Origin of the sequence: Hymenobacter sp. PAMC 26628, assembly GCF_001562275.1 — a bacterium.
Lineage (GTDB): Bacteria > Bacteroidota > Bacteroidia > Cytophagales > Hymenobacteraceae > Hymenobacter.
The window spans coordinates 3,069,906-3,087,959 of the sequence record NZ_CP014304.1 but is presented as its reverse complement, the minus strand read 5'-3'; the positions used below and the strand labels follow the sequence as shown (position 1 = coordinate 3,087,959).

13 protein-coding genes are annotated in these 18,054 nt (G+C 63.9%); 4 read left to right on the top strand and 9 right to left on the bottom strand.

All coding sequences use genetic code 11. From position 1 onward, the window contains the following. Positions 1–321: 321 nt before the first annotated feature. The gene (locus tag AXW84_RS13490) at positions 322–501 is read left to right on the top strand and encodes a hypothetical protein (protein ID WP_068234091.1); all 180 of its coding nucleotides are present in this window, start codon (positions 322–324) and stop codon (positions 499–501) included. A gap of 164 nt (positions 502–665) precedes the next feature. Here the strand turns inward: AXW84_RS13490 and AXW84_RS13485 are convergent, their stop codons facing one another. The 7 genes from AXW84_RS13485 to AXW84_RS13455 all read right to left on the bottom strand — a co-directional run bounded on the left by AXW84_RS13485 (position 666) and on the right by AXW84_RS13455 (position 11,158). Continuing rightward, entirely contained in the window at positions 666–2,225 is a 1,560-nt protein-coding gene (locus AXW84_RS13485) for a glycoside hydrolase family 28 protein (protein ID WP_068234089.1), read from the bottom strand. A 51-nt stretch (positions 2,226–2,276) separates the two neighbouring features. Then, complete coding sequence (locus AXW84_RS13480) at positions 2,277–3,962, bottom strand: hypothetical protein (RefSeq protein ID WP_157887010.1); 1,686 nt, start codon at positions 3,960–3,962, stop codon at positions 2,277–2,279. Positions 3,963–3,993: 31 nt separating this feature from the next. Then, a complete protein-coding gene (locus AXW84_RS13475) occupies positions 3,994–5,163 on the bottom strand; it encodes an AGE family epimerase/isomerase (RefSeq protein ID WP_068234083.1) in 1,170 nt (389 codons plus the stop codon). A gap of 78 nt (positions 5,164–5,241) precedes the next feature. Beyond that, positions 5,242–6,474, bottom strand: coding sequence for a glycoside hydrolase family 130 protein (locus AXW84_RS13470; protein ID WP_068234080.1), 1,233 nt, complete (start codon positions 6,472–6,474; stop codon positions 5,242–5,244). Between the two features lie 123 nt (positions 6,475–6,597). Further along, the gene (locus AXW84_RS13465; RefSeq protein WP_068239403.1) at positions 6,598–8,430 is read right to left on the bottom strand and encodes a sodium:solute symporter family protein; all 1,833 of its coding nucleotides are present in this window, start codon (positions 8,428–8,430) and stop codon (positions 6,598–6,600) included. Positions 8,431–8,600: 170 nt separating this feature from the next. Continuing rightward, positions 8,601–9,740: a glycoside hydrolase family 26 protein gene (locus AXW84_RS13460; RefSeq protein WP_071891317.1), complete on the bottom strand. Its 1,140-nt coding sequence runs from the start codon at positions 9,738–9,740 to the stop codon at positions 8,601–8,603. A 110-nt stretch (positions 9,741–9,850) separates the two neighbouring features. Next, a complete protein-coding gene (locus tag AXW84_RS13455) occupies positions 9,851–11,158 on the bottom strand; it encodes a glycoside hydrolase 5 family protein (RefSeq protein ID WP_082773890.1) in 1,308 nt (435 codons plus the stop codon). 347 nt (positions 11,159–11,505) lie between these two features. On the opposite strand from AXW84_RS13455, the gene AXW84_RS13450 reads away from it, so the two are divergent. Beyond that, a complete protein-coding gene (locus AXW84_RS13450; RefSeq protein ID WP_068234077.1) occupies positions 11,506–12,381 on the top strand; it encodes a helix-turn-helix domain-containing protein in 876 nt (291 codons plus the stop codon). 272 nt (positions 12,382–12,653) lie between these two features. Here AXW84_RS13450 and AXW84_RS13445 read toward each other — a convergent pair whose 3' ends face one another. Beyond that, positions 12,654–14,651 (bottom strand): sialate O-acetylesterase, encoded by a 1,998-nt coding sequence (locus tag AXW84_RS13445; RefSeq protein WP_068234073.1) that lies wholly within the window; start codon positions 14,649–14,651, stop codon positions 12,654–12,656. A gap of 241 nt (positions 14,652–14,892) precedes the next feature. On the opposite strand from AXW84_RS13445, the gene AXW84_RS13440 reads away from it, so the two are divergent. Continuing rightward, positions 14,893–15,933: a glycoside hydrolase family 43 protein gene (locus AXW84_RS13440; RefSeq protein WP_068234070.1), complete on the top strand. Its 1,041-nt coding sequence runs from the start codon at positions 14,893–14,895 to the stop codon at positions 15,931–15,933. Here the strand turns inward: AXW84_RS13440 and AXW84_RS13435 are convergent. Continuing rightward, on the bottom strand, positions 15,887–17,158 hold the full coding sequence (locus AXW84_RS13435) for a glycosyl hydrolase (RefSeq protein ID WP_162268266.1): 1,272 nt from the start codon (positions 17,156–17,158) through the stop codon (positions 15,887–15,889). The two genes, AXW84_RS13440 and AXW84_RS13435, sit on opposite strands and share 47 nt — an antisense overlap. 433 nt (positions 17,159–17,591) lie before the next feature. Here AXW84_RS13435 and AXW84_RS13430 point away from each other — a divergent pair, with 433 nt between their 5' ends. Further along, the gene (locus AXW84_RS13430; RefSeq protein ID WP_157887009.1) at positions 17,592–18,047 is read left to right on the top strand and encodes a hypothetical protein; all 456 of its coding nucleotides are present in this window, start codon (positions 17,592–17,594) and stop codon (positions 18,045–18,047) included. The last annotated feature ends 7 nt before the right edge of the window (positions 18,048–18,054 follow it).

Here is an 18,054-nt window from a genome sequence, read left to right as displayed (position 1 = left end):
GCGAGCGCACCGGCACGCAGGTAGCGCAGCAGGCCCCTGGAGGATGCGCGGCCACTACCGGGGGCGATGCGTTGGGCGCAGTGGCTTACAAAGAAAGCGGGGTTTTACTCGGGGCCCGATAGCGCCGGCACTAAACCTGGGGTCGGATACCTAAAAAGGCTAGGGGGGCGGCGCTAATGCCCGCTTCCAGATTAAATTATATTCTATGCAACGGTTATTTTCTTTGCCACGTTACATTTTTGTTTACATTTGAGCCGGCACATACGATTGCATTGTATAGTGTTAGATAGATCCTGTTTATTCTTACTCAAAGTCATTCTTATGAAAAAGTTCACGCTGGCGCATCTGATGTTGGTACTGGGAATGGGCATTTTAGCCGTCAATTTGGTTCTTAATCACTTTTTTGATGTACCAACTGCCATAAATTATTTCTTCCGTGGCGGTGCCTTGGTCACGATGTCTTTTGGATTTTTAAATTTCCGTTTGGTTGCGGTCGAATAATTCTACTGCAATAGATTATATTAGATAAAGCATATATTTATAATTATTTCGTTATCCTTTGCAGTGCCAATGGCACTGGGTAGTCGCGGTGGTGAGGAATAGTCCCGGCAATTAAAAAATGTGTGTCCAGGACCTGCTTAGCGAGCCCGATGGAGCAGCGGGCGCTAGTGTTTTCGAACGCGGGTGCGCTGCACGTCCGCGGGGCGCCGGTCCACGGCGGCGGCGGTGCCGTCGCGTAGCACCACGGGGCGGGCGGCCGGGTTGGTGGGGGCCCCAGTGCCGGTGAAATGGGCAATGCGCAAGTGCTGGAAGTGGTTGGCCTCGATGCCGTGGGTAAGGAAAGTGGCGCGTGGGTGGACCCAGTCGAGCTTGAAATCGTTGATCGTTAACCCGTTCACGTGCTCGGCCAGGAAGGCGGGGATGTCGCGGGCAAACAGGCTGGTTTTGGGAACCAGGGCCCCGCGTAAGTCCACGTTGCCACCGGCCACGTCGTTGAGCGGGCTATCCATCAGCTCCAGCTTTAAGTTGTTGAACGTGATGTCTTCCAGCGCGCTTTCGGCGCTGCCGTAGAGCAGGATGCCGTTTTCGGCCTGGCAGCTCACGTTGGTGAAGGTGATGTTGCGGATGTGGCCCAACCGCACGTTTTCCTTGCCCCGCACGGCCGAGATGTGGATGGGCTCGCCGTTGCCCCACCAGTCGCCGGTGCGCAGCTTGGTTTCGATGCGGATGTTGGTGAACGTCAGGTTCTCCAGCGAGCCTTCGTCGCGCAGGAAAATGCCGATGCCGCGCGTCGAGTTGGTAATGTTGCAGTTGCTCACGTTGACGTTGCGCACCGTGTTTTGATCCAGGAACCCGATGCGGATGCCGCTGGAGTACGATTGCAGGTTGCAGTTGCTGACGTTGATGTTTTCGCAGGCGTGCCGTACGCCCGTGAAGCCCGGAATTTCGAAGTGGTGGTCGTAGCCGGTAATGGCCAGCGCGTCGTCGCCGGCCCGGATGTCGCAGTTTTCGATGGTCACGTTGCGGCTGCTGGTCACGTCGATGCCGTCGGCGTTAGGTACCAATAGATTGGTCCACAAACGTATACCGTCCACGTTCACGGCGTCGCAGTCGGCAAAGTGCAGCGTCCAAAACGGCGAGTTGAGCAGCGACACGTCGGTGACGCGCACGTTCACGCATTGCGAAAAGATGACCATTTGCCGGGGCCGGTCCTTGGGCACCACGGGCCCGTCGCCGATGCCCTCAGCTACGTGGCGGAAATTATTCCGCTGGCGCGTGTAGCGAGTGGTGGCGGTGTCGAGCTTCTTGGCCTGGTCAAAATCGTAGAATACGCCGTTGTTGCCGTCGATGGTGCCGTGCCCGGTGAGGGCTACGTTGGCGGCGTTGGCTGTGTAGAGGATGCCGTAGTGGTTGCGCCCGTACACCGGCAAGGTATAGGCAAGGTAATCTTCCACGTTGGGGCTGCCCCGGAGCACGGCCCCGCTGCCAAGGTGTAGGTTGACGTTGGTTTTCAGCGCAATGGTGCCCACGAGGTAGGTGCCGGCCGGTACTTCCACGGTGCCGCCACCGCCGCGGTTGCAGGCGTCGATGGCTTTCTGGATGGCGGCCGTGGCCAGGGTTTTGCCGTCGGCCAGGGCCCCGTAGTCCTTCACGGAATACGTTTGGGCCAGGGCCCCGGCGGCCGGCAGCAGCAGGAAGGAAACGGCAAGCACCAGGCGGTTCATAGTGAGCGGGTTAAGAAAATGCGGGTAGCGTAGGGTTGGGGTGAAAGCCAGTTAGCTCCAATCGAAGGCAGTGGTTTGCCCATCGAGCCGCCATTGGGTGGGACGCAGCGCGGTGAGCCAGTCGAGCGGTTCGCCCACGGGCTGCGGACGGGCCGCCTGGGCGAAAGCGGCCGTTAGGGCCGCTTTCTGGGCGGCGCCGACGGCTTCCGGTTGGGCCGACACGAACAACGGGGCCCCGCTGCCGGCCAGCAGGCGCAGCCACTGCGCGTTTTGGGCCCACGGCACTTTGGGCGTGAGGCCCACGCAGTCGCCGTCGACGGCAAAAAAATGGTTGTGCTGTACCAGCCGAAAGCCCAGCGTGTTGACGCCCATTTTGCGGGTGCGGTCCCACTCCAGGCCACTGGTGTCGTCGCCAATGCGATTCAGCTCGAACAGGCCCGCCGCCAAGTGGCCCACGGTGTTGCAGCCGATGAGGTAGGCGGGCCCCGCCGCGTCGCGAATGGCTTGGTACAACGCCAGCATAATCTCGGCCGTGGTGCGGGTGTCGTCGTGGAAGCGCCAGCCGGGGGCGGTGAGGCGGTCTGTCATCTCAAACCCCCAGCGGCCCAGCAAGTCGTACGTGCTGTAGTCGTGCTTCACCATGTCGTAGCCCCACGCCCGGTAGGTGGCAAAATTGCGTCGAATACCGGCCAGGTTCTCGGGAATGGTGGGGTCGAGCACGGGCTTCCTGGGGTCGTCGCGGCCCGCAATGCGGGGCAAGAGACGGTTGGCCGGCGTGCCGTAGCGGGCGCAGAGCGGGCGCGTCCACAGCCCCGGCCGCATCCCAAGCTGGCGGATTTCGCTGCCCAGCTTGCCCATGTCAGGGAATTTGGGGTTAGGGCGCGAAAAGTCGTCCTGCCAGCCGCCGTCGCCGGGCAGCAGGGGGGAGTAAGTGGCCCAGCCGGCGTCCACGACCGAAAACGGCCGGTTATCGCCGATCGGCATCAGGTCAGCCAGCAGCCGGGTGTGCTGCAAAATGAGGTCGGACGAGTTGTTGCCGTAGGCAAAATACCAGTCGTTGATGCCGTACACGGGCTGGCGCGGCAGCCGCGGGGCGGGGCTTATCAGGCCGCAAAAGCGGCGGGCCGTGGCGAAGGTGCTTTCGCCGGGCTGGCCGGTGGTGGCCAGCACCGTGGCAGCGGCCAGCGTACGGGCCCCCAGCCGCACGCCCACCCCGCCGCTCTCGGTGTCGAGGGTCAGTTGCAGCTGGCCACTGCCCACTTGCCAGTAGCAGAAGGTGTGGGCCCCCGTGCGCACCCCAAAGCAAGCCGTGCGGCCACTGCGCAAATCGTGCTGCACCAAGTACCAGGGCAGCTTGCGGGCCAGGGCGAGCGGCTGAAACTGCACGTCGCCGTAGGTGCGCTCCCAGGCGTCGCCGAGCACGCTGGCCGCGGCCGGCCCCGCGTAGCGCCAGTGCAGCTGCACGGCGTGCAGGGCCAGGGTGGGCGACTGCACCGCTACCGCCAAGCCCCCGCCGGCCTGGGGCACGAGGTGCACCGTCACGTCGCGGTAGGTCCAGGTGCGGCGGCCGTCGGACGCCACCAGGGCCTGCGCCTGCGGTCCGGGGCCAAGCCGCACGAGCACGCGGGTGGGCAGCTCCACGGTTTCGGCGGCGCCCGCCGTGGGGCCCACCGCCGCCTGGGTTACCAAACTGCCCAGCGCTGCGCCGGAAATTTGGAGAAAATTTCTTCTGTCCACGAGGCCGGATGTTTGGTAAAATGGTTGAAGATCAGGCGCTGCGGCGCAGGATTTCGAGGCAGGCGCGGCCGTTGTGGTACGGGCACTTCCAAAGGCCGGCCTTATCCTGGCCCGCCATCCGGGCGTGGTCGGCTTCCACGCCCCACACCCACTCGCCGCCCTGCTGGTCGAGGATGTAGGCCTGGGTGAATTTCCACACGCCCTCAAACTGGTCCATGAACTTGGAGTCGCCGCTGAGTTGGTAGGCATTCAGGAAGCCCACCAGGGCCTCGGCTTGCACCCACCAATGCTTTTCGCGCACCAGGTGGCCGGGCTCTAACTCGTAGCTCAGGCCCCCGTCGGCATCAAGGCCCTCGGCGGCGGCTACGGCCATAGGCAGCGCCAGGTGCTGGAAGCGGGCAATGAGCGCTTCGTCGTGCAGCACTTCAGCGGCTTCGAGCAGCAGCCAGGCGGCCTCGATGTCGTGGCCGTAGGAAACGACGGCGGACTTTGACGCCCAGTTCTCGTCGAAAAACAGCCGCAAATGGTGCGTGCCGGGGTCGATGATGTGGGCATCGAACACGCCCAGCAGGGCCCTGATTTGCTGTCCCAGGCCAGCGTCGGGCCACGCGCGGTACAGGTTGGCGTAGGCCTCCAGCACGTGCAGGTGGGTGTTCATGGTCTTTTTCTCGTTAGCGTCCTTTGCACTCAGGCGCAGGTCAGCCAGGGGCTGCCAGTCGCGAGCAAAAGCCTCCAGGTAGCCACCCTGGGCGGCATCGAAGCTGTGGGCTTCGATGGTGCGGTACTGGGCCTGGGCCAGTTCCAGGGCCCCCGCGTCGCCGCTGGCGCGGTAGTATTCGGCCAGGCCGTAGATGGTGAAGGCCAGCGCGTACACCTGCTTTTTGGTGTCGAGCGGGGCCCCGTGGGCGTCTACGGTCCAGTACACGCCGCCAAATTCCGGGTCCACAAAGTGCTGGCGAATGTAATCGTAGGCGCGCCGGGCCAGGGCCAGGCGCACGGGGTTGGGCGCGTGGTTGCAAGCGGCCGCGAACGTCCACAGGATCCGGGCGTTGAGCACCGCGCCCTTGGGGGCCCCCGGCACCACGGCGTCGTAGGCGTCGAGGCAGCCGTAGAAGCCGCCGTCGGCGGTGTCCACGGCGCGGGTGGCCCAGTAGAAAAGGATGTTGTCGAGTTCGCGCTGAAAATCGGCGGCTTGGTGCATGCGGCTACTAATAAGTATCGCCCGTGCGGGCGCCGGCAGGGAAGCCAGCGCCCGCAACGGGCGACGGATAATTGGAAATTAAAGGGCCGATTTGGCCACTACATTAGCCACGGTGTGGGCGGCCACGTTGGTGCTGCGCAAAAAGGCCTCGTTGCGGTCTACCAACGCGTTGATGGCCTGCACCGACGCGGCCGAGCGCAGGCCGTCTTCGGGGGTATTCACCACGTAGTCGAGCAGCTGCGCCAGGGTGGAGGTGGCCACGTGCAGGCGCGTGTCGGAGGAGGCGTAGTAGATGAGCACGCGGCCGTCGGGCTCGGCAATCCAGCCGTTGCCGAAGGCCACGTTTGATACGTCGCCCACCCGCTCGTCACCCTCCGGAGCCAGGAAGTAGCCGGCCGGCTTGTGGATGATTTTGGTGAGGTCGTGCAAGTCCGTCATGAACATGTACAGCACGTAGCGCAGGCCGGCGGCGGTATTGCGCACGCCGTGGGCCAGGTGCAGCCAGCCCAGCGCAGTTTTGATGGGGGCGGGCCCCAGGCCGTTCTTCAGCTCCGAAATGGTGTGGTACTGCTTTTTGTCGACGATGACTTCCTGCATCACCGTGGCGTTTTCGATGGACTGCGACAGGCCGAAGCCGATGCCGCCGCCCTTGCCAGCGTCGATAAAGCCGTCCTGCGGGCGGGTGTAGAACGCGTACTGGCCGTCCACAAACTCGGGGTGCAGCACCACGTTGCGCTGCTGGGCCGAGTTGGTGGTGAGGTCGGCGAGGCGCTCCCAGGCCACGAGGTCCTTGGTGCGGGCAATGCCGCACTTGGCCAGCGCGGCCGACTGGTCGGCATCGGAGGCGGCGGGGTCGCGGCGCTCGGTGCAAAACAGGCCGTACACCCAGCCGTCTTCGTGGGCCACCAGGCGCATGTCGTACACGTTGGTGTCGGGCTCGGCGGTTTCGGGCAGCGTGATGGGCCGGTCCCAGAACTGGAAGTTGTCCACGCCATTGGGGCTTTCGGCCACGGCGAAGTATGACTTGCGGTCGTTGCCTTCCACGCGGGCCACCACCACGTACTTGTCGTGCCACTTTAGGGCCCCCGCGTTCAGCGTGGCGTTCACGCCGATACGCTCCATCAGGAAAGGGTTGGTGGCCGGGTTCAGGTCGTACTTCCAGTCCAGCGGGGCGTGGGCGGCCGTGAGCACCGGGTGGGCGTAGCGGTCAAAAATGCCGTTGCCAACCTCCTCGCGGGGGTTGGCGCGGCGCACGAGCTGGTCGTGGTGAGCTTGCAGCAGCTGCAAGCGGTGATTGAATACGGAAGACATAGCGCGGGCGGGCTGTTGGCTGGTAGCGGCTGGCTACTAGCTTTTTGGAATGATAAAACTGGTTATAAAGAAGTTGTGTAAAAAGCCAACGGCCAATAGCCATTAGCTATCAGCCTAAAAAAGCTAGTCGTCGCTCAGGCGCTCCCACCAGGTTTTCTTCAGGATGAGGCCCACCACGACCAGGATGACCACCGTGATGGCCAGCGGCACGTGCTGGCTCAGCAACAGGTACATGGGCAGGATGGTGAGGCAGAGCTGGGCCACGATGCCGAGCACGATGTTGAACATGTTGCGCCCGAAGTTGGGGTTGGGCCGGAAGCTCGGGTCTTGGGCCTGTACCTCGGCCAGTACGGGGCCCCAGAAACCCCAGGGCCGCACCGTTTTATAAAACGACTGGAGCACCGCCGCGTCGGTGGGCGGCGCGAGGTAGGTGCCCACGATGGAGCCCGTCATCGAAATGGCGAACAGCAGCGGGAACCAGTAGAGCAGGTTGCCGGCCGGGATGAGGACGCCGAACACCAGCGCCGCCACGATGCCCGTGAGCATGCCCACAAAAAAGCCCGTGGCGTTGAAGCGCCACCAATGCCACTTCAGCACGTTGGCGGCAATGTAGCCGCCGTAGAGCGCCGACACGATGAACTGGAGCACTGTGTTCACGTCTTTGGCGATGAAGCCCAGGGCCACGCCCACGGCCACCACCACCACGCCCACCAGGTAATTCATCGAAATGATGCGGCTGGTGGGGGCCTGGGGGTTCACGTACTTTAGGTAGATGTCGTTCACGATGTAGGCCTGGGCCGCGTTCACGGTGCCGCTGAACGTGCCCATGAAGGCCCCCAGCAGGCCCGTGAGCGTGAGGCCCACCAGCCCGGCCGGCAGGAAGTTGTTGATGGCAATCGGCAGGATCCGCTCGAAGTCGATGGTGCCGTCTGGGGCCTTCAGGTTCATCTGGTGGTAGTAGAGCAGGCCCAGGATGGTAAGGCCGATGATGAAGGCGTAGCGAATCGGCAGTAGGATGATGGATACGAACCCGCTCATCTTGCTGGCGTCTTCGGGCGAGCGGGTGCTCAGGATCTTCTGCATGTCGTAGTTCGGCGCGGGGCCCGCCAGCGAGGCAAACACGCCCTTGAAGGCCATCATCATGAAGAAAATGCCGAACAGCGAGTAGCCGTCGCTGGCAATCTTGCTGTTCACCTCCGGGATAAGCTTCGACCAATCGAGCCCCAGCCGCCAGCCGAAGAAGGGGTTGAACCAGCCGTTGGGCACCGCCAATTGCTTGCCCTGTAGGTTGGTGTAGGCGATGACGGCAATGGCCACACAGGCCACCGTCATGATGGCGTACTTAATCATGTCGCCCAGCACGATGCTGTGCATGCCCCCCACGATGGCGTAGAACATGGCAAACAGCGTGAACACGATGCCGTACACGTGCGGCACGTACTGCGGCGCCACGGCGAAGGGCACGTACCCCTTCACCAAATCCCAAGGGATGAAAATCTCGACGAACTTGCCCAGCCCCACGAAGCCGTAGGCCAGGAAGCCCAGGCAGCTGAGCAGCGCGAAGGCAATGACCACCTGGTGCGAGGCCAGCACGCCGGGGCCCTTGGTGCCGAAGCGCGTGGCCAGCCACTCGGCCCCCGTGGAGGCCCCCGAGCGGCGCAGCCAGCGCGAGAGGTACATCATCAAAAACACCTGGTTGAACACCGGCCACAGCCACGGAATCCAGATGCTTTTCATGCCGTAGGCGAAGCACAGGCTCACCATCCACATCGTGCCGCTGATGTCGAACATGTCGGAGGCGTCGCTCAGTCCCAGCTTGTACCAGGGCAGCGTGCGGCCGCCCAGCATGTAGCTGTCCTTGTTTTCGCGCGCCTTTTTGCTGTAGTAAATGCCGATGAACACCGTCGTCAGCAAGTACGCCGCGATGATCAGGAGGTCAATTAAATGTAATTTCATCAGAAGGTTAAAGGCACTGGGGAAGCGCGGGAATTGGGCCGTCATGCAGAGCGCAGCGAAGCATCTTTTCTGCGTAACTAATCCTGATTACTGGCGCGGGAAAGATGCTTCGCTACGCTCCGCATGACGTTCTTTTCGTGCGACTTTCTTTTCGAGAATAATTCTATTTACTAAATCGGCTTGGCGTAGAGGCGCAGGGGCCCCAGGCGGTTGGCAAAAAAGGTCTGCTTGTCCTGGAAGAACTGCTTGAAATCGGCGGCGCTGGCCTGGCCGGGGTAGGCGGTGAAGTAGTGCACGGGGTCGCCGTTGCGCCACGTGAGGGCGTACGACACGGGGTATTGCTTGAGCAGCGGCAGCAGGGTTTTCGTCCACCAGGCGGGGTCGGGCACGCCGTCGTAGCCCACCTCGGTGAGGGCCGGCAGCTTGCCGTGGGCCTTGCTGATGCTCGTCAGCAGCGCCAGCTTGCGGGCCATACCGGGCTGGAACTTGTCCGCGGCCTTCCCATTCACGTAGTCGTCGAAGCCCAGCACGTCGGCGTAGGCGTCGCCGGGGTAGCGCTCCAGGTAGTCGGCCTCGTCGGCGAAATCGGAGGCCGAGTAAGCAATAATCAAATTGTGAAGCTGCTTCTGGTTGTGCAAATAATCCACCGTGAAGCGCCACAGGGCAGTGAACTCGGCCGGGGTGCACTCCTTTTTGCCCCACCAAAACCACGAGCCCGTGTGCTCGTGAAACGGCCGGAAGATGACCGGGATGGCCTCGCCCTTGGGGCCCTTCAGGCTGCCCAAAAAGGCGGCCAGCCGGTCGAGGCGGGCCACAAACTTGGCGTGGTCGGGGCCCCCGGGCAGGATGTATTTCACGGTGCGGGCCGTATCCCAGGCCGTTTTGCCGTTGTGCGGGTTGTCGAGGTGCCAGCTGATGGTGTTGACGGCCCCCATGGCGTAGGCCTGCTGCACGTAGCTGCGGATTTTGGTAAACGGCACGCCGTCGAGGTTGCGGGCGCTGTCGAGTTCCAGGTGGCCCAGCTCCCAGCCAAACACGCCCGGGTAAGCCCCAGCGGTGCTTTTCACGTCGGAGCGGTTGGCGTCGCCCTTCCACATTTGGCCGGCCTGGGCCACGCCGTAGGCCAGGTCGTCCTGGTGGCCGTACATCACGCCGCGGGGCAGTAGGCGGTGCAGGTTGGCCAGCAGCAGCTTGGTGGCGGGCGTGGCGGCCGGGTCGGCAATGGGCGCAGGAGCCGGGGCTTGCGCCCGGGCCCCCAGGGCCAGCGCGGCGGCCGCAGCGGCCAGCGCGAAGGTGCGGAATAGCTTCATGGGATCGTGAGGCGTTTTAGTTGTCAGTTGTTCGTTGTCAGTTGTTGGCCAATGGGTTGCCGACGTGCTGACAACTGACAACGAGCAACTGGCAACTAGCTGTCAGTGGGTTAGCGAATGGTTTTGCTGTACTGGTCAATCACGGCCCAGGTTGATTGGTCAGCGTCGAACACCGAGTTCAGGCCTTGTTCTTCGCCGCCGGGGTCGCCCATGTAGGCGTCGCCAGGCTTCCAGAACACCTGGCCCGGCACCGGCCGCGCCGCGCCGCCAAAGGCCCAGAAGTTATAGCCCGCAATGACGCGGCTGGCCGGCGTATTGCCCTTCGCCATGCCAAACAGGGCCCCGCAGTACTGGTCGCGCAGGGCCGTGGTGGCCGCGGGCGTGAACGTCTGGCCGTCGCGCGGCAGGCCGAACTCTTCCACCACCAGCGGCTTGCCCAGCTTTTGGGCCTCGGCCGCGTGCTTGTTCACGTAGGCGGTGGTGCGGGCCAGCACCGCGGGGAAGCCCTTGGCCGTGGCCGTGTCGCGGAACCAGCCCCAGTTTTTGGGCCAGATGTGGATGGTGAGGTAGTCGATGTGGGGGTCGGCGTGCAGGCGCTCGTACACGGCCATGTCGTTGTCGGTGGCAATGTCGCCCTCGCTGCCGGTGGTCAGCAAGTGGTTGGGGTCGATGGACTTTACCAGGGCCGCCGTCTGCTTCATCCAAGCCTCGAAGGCTGGGGTGGCAGCGGGCAGCATGGGCCGCGGCTCGTTGATGATTTCCCAAGCCATGATGGCCGGGTCGTTCACGTACTTCTTGTGTGTCAGGCTGTTGGTGCGGGCCAGCACGTAGCGGATGTAGGTGGCCACGGCATCCTGGCACGGCGTGCAGGTGTAGAACTGCGCGATGTAGGCGCGGTACTTGTCCCAGCTGTAGCCGGGGTTTTTGGGCAGGGGCTGGCCGGTGTAGCCGTTCCACTCCAGGTACTGGCCCAGGCCGCCGCTCCACTCCCAGGTGTTGGTGAAGTGCAGCACGGCCTTCATCTGGCGCTTGCCCAACTCGGCCAGCAGGTAGTCGAGCCCGGCCATGATTCGCTCATCAAACTGGCCCTGCGTGGGTTGCAGCGGCTGGAGCACCCGGTACTGGTAGCCATTGCTCAGGCCCTCGGCGCCCACCATTACCCGCAGGTTTGCCACGCCGTGCTGCTTTAAAAAGTCCAGCTCCGTAGCCAGCCGCGCCTTGCCGGCGGGCCCCTGGGTGGCCAGCAGGCCGCCGTACCAATAGTTGGCCCCCACGTAGCGGTAGGGCTTGCCGTCGAGCGTGAACTGCGTGCCCTGGGCCCGCACAAAGCCCGCCGGGGTCGGGGCTCCCAGGGCCCCCCCGGCAGCCAGGGCCAGGCCCAAGGCCAGCGCGCCGCAACATCGAAAAAGTTTATTCATGCAAAAGCCGGGTGAGTGCCCGAAAAGTTGCTGGGGCCGCGCTGGGTAGGCACGGTACCCGGCAACCGCGCCCCAGGCGGGAATTGGAAATGGAAAAAGGAAGAAAACTGTTGAACAGAAGGGAAACAAAGGTCCCGCAATCGATGAGCAATTCGTAATACTATTGGGTCATTTATTTGTAGGCTATTGCTTCATTGCGGCAGGCTTTTGGGCCGAGTAGGCTCATAAAATGCTGCAATAGCGCAAAATGCCTGCCGGCGCCCTGTGCCGCAAAGGATTGCGGATTGATAGCATTTTCACTACAGCGGTGTACTTTTATTGACCTAAACCTTCCGACCCGTCCTATTATGAAGCCCGACATCATGCGTGAAATCACGCCGCTCACCCAAAGCGACTGCTTCACGCTGTTTTCCCGCGCCAAAAAGAAGTTCGATTTTCCGCTGCACTACCACGAGGAATACGAGCTGAACCTCATCGTGAACGCCAAGGGCGCCAAGCGCATCGTGGGCGACCACATCGAGGCCATCGACGACCTGGAGCTGGTGCTTGTGGGGCCCAACCTGTACCACGCCTGGTTCACGCACAAGTGCGAAACCGAGGATATCCGGGAGCTCACCATCCAGTTCCACAAGGACTTGTTTGAGGAGCGGTTTTTGCGCAAAAACCAGCTCAGCTTCATCAAAACGATGTTTGAGAAGGCGCAGCGGGGCATCCTGTTCTCGCGCGACACCATCGAGCGGCTCCAGCCCCGCATCCTGGCGCTGGGCCAGAAAAACGGGTTCGACTCGGTGCTGGAGTTGCTCTCCATTCTGCACGACCTGTCCACGTCGCGCAACCTGCGCACGCTCTCCGATTCCAGCTCCAACAATGAGCAGCTCAACTACAACAGCCGCCGCATCGAGAAGGTATTCGAGTACATGAACATGCACTACAGCCGCGCCGTCACCCTCACGGAGGTAGCCAAGGTGGCCAACATGCCGGTGGCCTCGTTCAGCCGCTTCATCAAGAAACGCATTGGCAGCACGTTCATCGACAGCCTGAACGAAATCCGGCTGGGCCACGCCACGCGCATGCTCATCGAAACCACCCACAACGTGGCCGAAGTGGCCTACAAGTGCGGCTTCAACAACATCTCCAATTTCAACCGTACCTTCAAAAAGAAGAAAGGCTGCACGCCCAAGGAGTTCCGCAGCAACTTCTCGGGCACCCGCATCTTCATTTAGAGGAGGCTCTGAAAGCTGATAATCTGAAACGGTCATGCAGCGCGCAGCGAAGCATCTCTAATGCTGAACTAATCCATGATTTACTGCCGCGGGAGAGATGCTTCGCTGCGCGCTGCATGACCGTTTTATTAACTCAAACAGCTTCTGAACGAGCCGTAGCGCGGACTTTAGCTTAGCTAATCTTCGGTCGTAGTCCGCGTTCTTGAACGGTCGCTGCACGATTATCGGCAGGACGAGGCGAGAGCCGCGGGCTACAAAGTTCGTGCAACAGGCTACTTGCGGCCTTCCGTGACGCCCGGCCAGGTATCGGTGCGGAAGGGCACGGCGGGCAGGCCTTCCTTATTGAAAAGGTTGCCGTTGGGGCTGTCGGCCCAGTCGTAGCGCACGGCTATGGGCGCGGGCACCTGCGCGCTCTGCACCACTACCTCGTTGCCCACCAGCCGGGCGGTGGCCCAGTAGAACTTGCGGTCGGCCCCGGCCACGGCGAAATCTTGCAGCGGCGCGCCGCCCTTGGCTTGCAGGCCAGCGCCGGTCTGGGTGAACTTTAGGCGGATGGCGGGACCCTCGGTGGCCTGGCTGGCGTAGGTGGGGCCGCTGTAGGTCAGCTGGTTGTCGGCGTAGGCCACGTGGCGGGCGGCCAGGGCCAGGCGGCGGCCCACTTCCTGCTTGTTGTGGGGGTGGATGTCGGCGGGGTTGCCAATGTCGATGGCAGTGGCCATGCCGGTGCGGGGCAATTTTAGGGCCCCGGCCTGGGCTTCGCGCAGCTCTGCCCAGGCCGACTCGGTGGGCTGCGGCTGGGCGGGCTGGAAGTTGGCGAGCTGCACGAACAGGAACGGCAGCTGGGGGCCCCAGTGGGCGCGCCAGTCGGTAATCAGGGCCGGGAACAGGGTGCGGTACTGGGCGGCGCGGTCGGCGTTGGCTTCGCCCTGGTACCAGATGACGCCCTTGAGGGCCATGGGTTCGAGCGGCGCAATCATGGCGTTGTAGAGGGCCGTGGGCGCGTTTTGGGCCCCGCCGGCCACCGGTGGCTTTGGCATTAGGCCGGTAGCAATGCCCACCTGGTACTGCCAGGGCCCCGCCAGCGCCAGGGTGCGGCCGGGCGTGGTGAGGTGCATCTCCTCAACGGGCCCCATCAGGCCGCCGCCGCTGCCGGTGTCCACCACGCGCACGGCCACCACGTTGCGGCCCGGGTGCACCAGCGCGGCGGGCACGTTGTAGCGGCGGGGCAGGGCGTGGCCGGTGGTGCCGCCCACCTTCACGCCGTTGAACCACGTGCTGTCGTTGTCGTCGATGGCCCCCAGGGCCAGGGTGAGGTCGCGGCCGGCGTCGGCCGCGGTCAGCTCAATCTCTTTGCGGAACCACACCACGCCGTCGTAGTTGGCCAGGGCCGGGGCGCGCTCCCAGGCGCCGGGCAGGGCCATGGTGGGCCAGGCGCGGGCGTCGAAGTCGGCGTTGGCCCAGGTTTTACCGCCCGGCAGGTAGCCTTGGTCGTGGGTGGCCATGTTCTGGGCAAAGGCGCGCTGCTGCGCCACGAAGGCCTGCTGGTCGGCGGCCAGGTCGGTGGTGCGGCCGGCAAAGTCGGTCACCGTTTTACCAAACTCAGGAAAGGCTTGCAGTCCCGCGGTGCTCACCCAAGCCTCGGCCGGGGTGCCACCCCAACTGCTCACCACCAGGCCCATCGGCACCTGGTACTGCTGGTGCAAATCGCGCCCGAAGAAATACGCCACCGCCGAAAACTGCGCCACCGTGGCTGGGCTGCACACCTGCCAGCCGCTGCCGGCGGCTTCGGCCTGGGGGCGGTAGGCCACGGCCTGGTTCACGGTGAAAACGCGCATTTTGGGCCAGTTGGCAGCGGCAATTTCCTGGTCGGCGTTGTCGGTGGGCTGGTAGCCGCCGCGGTTGCCGTCCTTCACTTTGTACTGCATGTTCGACTGCCCCGAGGCCAGCCACACGTCGCCCAGTAGGATGTCCGTCAGCTCGATGCGGTTGCTGCCCTGCACCGTGAGGGCGTAGGGCCCCCCGGCGGGCGTGGCCGGCAGCGTGGCCTGCCAGCGGCCACTGGCGTCGGGCGTGGCGGGGTAGGCCTTGCTGCGAAACGTGATGGTTACTTTTTCGCCCGGCGCGGCCCAGCCCCACACCGGCACCGGCCGGTCGCGCTGCAATACCATGTGGCTGCCCACCAGCGCGGGCAGGCGCACGGCGGCGTGGGCGGCCGGCGCGGCCAGGGCCAGCAAAACGGTGGGTATTAGCAGCAAGCGGCGGGTGGGCATGGCGGGCGGAACGAGGGTGAAAAAACGAGCAAAAAGCTTGGGCGAAGGTCGGCCAATTGCGCAGAACAATCCTGGTATTTTTTTGACCAAAACACGTATCAACCAGCGCCCGGGCTGGGCCAAGCCGGAGTTTTGTGGGCGGTGGTGAATACCTTGGGGCCCCAAGTCCTTCCCCTTTCCACCCGGTGTTGGTGGGGTTTGCCGCCGTTGGGCAAAACTCCCCAGTGCCCTGCACCACCGCATGAAACACACCCTTTTGCTCGCCGGCCTGCTGGCCGCCAGCGCCCCCACCTGGGCCCAACGGGCCCCCGCCAAACTTGCCCAAGCGGCCGGCAACCCCATCTTCCCCGGCTGGTACGCCGACCCGGAGGCGGCCATTTTTGGAAACCAGTACTGGATTTACCCCACCTATTCGGCCGTGCCGGGCTTTGTGTACCAGCCGGCCGAGGCGGTGGCCGACCGCGTTTCGTACGCCCAGCAGGTGTTCCTGGACGCGTTTTCGTCGCCTGACTTGGTGCACTGGACCAAGCACCCGCGCGTGCTCGACACGGCCAGCGTGAAGTGGGCCCGCCGGGCCGTGTGGGCCCCCGCCATCGCGGCGCAGGGCGGCAAGTACTACCTGTTTTTTGGGGCCAACGACATCCAGAACAACCAGCAGCGCGGCGGCATTGGGGTGGCCGTGGCCGATAACCCGGCCGGCCCGTTCAAGGATTACCTCGGCCACCCGCTGGTGGACAAATTTTACAACGGGGCCCAGCCCATCGACCAATTCGTGTTCAAGGACGCAGACGGCAAGCACTACCTCGTGTACGGCGGCTGGGCGCACTGCAACATCGCGCAGCTGAAAGAGGACTTTACCGGCTTCGTGCCCTTCGCCGACGGCACCACGTTCAAGTCTATTACGCCCCCGGGCTACGTGGAGGGCCCCGTGCTGTTCCGCCGCCAGGGCAAGTACTACTTCATGTGGAGCGAGGGCGACTGGACGGGCCCCGACTACTCGGTGGCCTACGCCGTGGGCGACTCGCCGTTCGGGCCGTTCCAGCGGGCGGGCAAAGTGTTGCAGCAAGACCTGAAAGTGGGCACTGGTGCCGGGCACCACTCGGTCATCCAGGTGCCGGGCACCGAGCGCTGGTACATTGCCTACCACCGCCATCCGCTCGGCGATGCCGAAGGCAACCACCGCGAGGTGTGCCTCGACGAAATGCATTTTGATAAAAATGGCCGCATCCTGCCCATCAAAATGACGAACCAGGGCGTGGCTGCACAGCCGCTGAAACGATGAGCAACAGCGCCACGAAGCGCCAGCGCCTGGCGGTCCAGTTGCCCGAGATGTTCACGTTGGGGTCGAGCGTCGCGGAAGATTGGTAGATGTCGTCGCCGGCCACGTCCACGTACGCATCGCCCGGATACCAGGCCGCGTCGGGCGTGGCGTCGGTCGAGTACACCCAAATCAGGTTGTGCAGCTGGTGGCGCACCGTCAGGCGGGTGTAAAGCAGCTGCCAGAGCTTCTTAAAATTGTCGGCGCCCTGGTTACCCCACCAGAAAAACGTGCCCGGGGTTTCGTGCAGGGGCCGCCACAGCACGGGTACGCCCGCCGCCTGGAACTTCTTGAGCTGTGCGGCAATCAGGTCGATGTCGTTGAGCAGCAGGTGGTACCTGGTGCCGGAAGTGTCGGCCAGCGCGGCCGCGAAGTTGAAGGCTGTGTTGGCGGTGTAAAAAGCACCGTCGGGGCTGCCACTCGGGTTGGCGGTCGTTACATTGTCGGCGGGGGCCCGCCAGTGCCAGATCAGGGCGGTGATGCCGCGGCCGTTGCCGCTGCGGCTCCAGGTGAGGTAGCGCTCGGCGTCAGTCGAGGCCCCGTACCGCGTCACCGCCGCCGAAGCGTAGTTCAGCAGGTCCATGCTCACGATGGCGGGCTCCTTGCCAGTGGTGGCCAGCACGTATTTGACTTCGGAGTTCGCATTGCCGTACTGGTCGTCTTGCTGGCCCGACAGGATTTTGGTGCCGTACAAGTCGGCCAGGTAGCTGTGCAGCGCCTTGGCACCGGCCGTGGCCAGCGGGTCGGACAGCTGCTTGGGCGGCGGGGCCACCGAGGCAGCCGTCAGCTGCATGTAGTCGACGCCGTAATAGCCGTAGTTGCCGCCGATGGTGACGGTGTTCAGCCCCTGCGGTAGCAGCACAGTGCCGGCATCGCTGACGGCAAAAGCCGGCCCGGTGGCAGTGCCGGCAAATGCAACGGTTGACTTGGACCCGTTCACGTCCAGGTTGGCCACCTTCGGGCCGTAGGGCGACGTGTAGCCCACCGATAGCTTGTAGAGGCCGGCCGTGGGGTTGTTGAAGGTGATGGCAACGTTCAGCGTATCGCTGTTGGTGAAACCCGTAACGTAGCCCGTGCCGGAAAACCCGGTGGGCGTCGTCGCCACGGTCACGCGCCGCAGTACGCCGGCTTCGGCCTCGGCGCGGCCGTTGGTGAGGGGTGCCACCGTGGTTTGGGCGTGGCCAGCCAAAGGGGCCAGCGCGGCCCCTTTGGCTGGCCACGCCCCCAGCGGCCCAGCGAGTCTAGTAAAGTAGAAGAGTCTATAAAAACGGCAAGAAAGTGGAGGGGACAGGAGAGGTAAAGCGCTAAAAAGCAAGGGTTTCGTTTGTCACGGGTAGAGATTTTGGAAACCGTTTGCTTTTTTCATGAAAGTATCTGCGTCAATTGGGCGTTAATACTAATCCGGCAATTACTTGCCCGCAATCCGCGGCTACCGGCGGCGTTTGGTGGGGGCCCGAGGGCCCGCCCCGTGCAGAAGCAAGCCGGAAACCATCATCGGCGCAGTGGCCGGCCACCCCAACAACGGAGGACACCCCGGGCAGTGGTGGGCCGCCCATGGCCTTGCTGCCCGGGGCCCTACCTTCGGGGCGTCCGAGGCGCTAGCTGCGCCGGACGCCTCGCTTATGTCCGCATTCTCTCGATTTTTAACCCATAAACTATTGCTGCTGGGCGCATTGGCTGTGGTTGTGCCCGTAGCGCCGGGGCACGCCCAGGCCCGCGGCGGGGCCCCGCCCGAAACGCCCGCCGCCAGCTACCGCGGCCAGTCGTTTCCCCAGCAGCGCACGCCAATTGAGGCGCTGCCATTAGGTGGCCAGGCCGAAATCCTACGCCTGGAAACGCTCCTTGGCCAGGCCTACACAGCCTTGACGGCCAGCCCCACGGCCGCCGTGTTCCCGCCCATCCTGGCCGAAGCCGTGGCCCAAGCCGCCGAGCAAGCTGCCGCCGTGGAGCCCACCTGGGACCAGGACGCCTACCGCCACGAGGCCGCTTTCTACGCCGCCGAAGAAGCTCGCCGCCGCCCCGCCAGGCCCCCGCGCCAGGCTCCGGCCGCCCCAAAAAGAACGGGCGGCCGGCAGTAAGCCAGCC

Excerpts from the sequence above, each read along its gene's own strand:
- AXW84_RS13430 (WP_157887009.1), top strand. The coding sequence starts at position 17,592 with ATGTCCGCATTCTCTCGATTTTTAACCCATAAACTATTGCTGCTGGGC.
- AXW84_RS13470 (WP_068234080.1), bottom strand. The coding sequence starts at position 6,474 with ATGTCTTCCGTATTCAATCACCGCTTGCAGCTGCTGCAAGCTCACCAC.
- AXW84_RS13490 (WP_068234091.1), top strand. The coding sequence starts at position 322 with ATGAAAAAGTTCACGCTGGCGCATCTGATGTTGGTACTGGGAATGGGC.
- AXW84_RS13455 (WP_082773890.1), bottom strand. The coding sequence starts at position 11,158 with ATGAATAAACTTTTTCGATGTTGCGGCGCGCTGGCCTTGGGCCTGGCC.
- AXW84_RS13450 (WP_068234077.1), top strand. The coding sequence starts at position 11,506 with ATGAAGCCCGACATCATGCGTGAAATCACGCCGCTCACCCAAAGCGAC.
- AXW84_RS13445 (WP_068234073.1), bottom strand. The coding sequence starts at position 14,651 with ATGCCCACCCGCCGCTTGCTGCTAATACCCACCGTTTTGCTGGCCCTG.
- AXW84_RS13485 (WP_068234089.1), bottom strand. The coding sequence starts at position 2,225 with ATGAACCGCCTGGTGCTTGCCGTTTCCTTCCTGCTGCTGCCGGCCGCC.
- AXW84_RS13440 (WP_068234070.1), top strand. The coding sequence starts at position 14,893 with ATGAAACACACCCTTTTGCTCGCCGGCCTGCTGGCCGCCAGCGCCCCC.
- AXW84_RS13460 (WP_071891317.1), bottom strand. The coding sequence starts at position 9,740 with ATGAAGCTATTCCGCACCTTCGCGCTGGCCGCTGCGGCCGCCGCGCTG.
- AXW84_RS13475 (WP_068234083.1), bottom strand. The coding sequence starts at position 5,163 with ATGCACCAAGCCGCCGATTTTCAGCGCGAACTCGACAACATCCTTTTC.
- AXW84_RS13465 (WP_068239403.1), bottom strand. The coding sequence starts at position 8,430 with ATGAAATTACATTTAATTGACCTCCTGATCATCGCGGCGTACTTGCTG.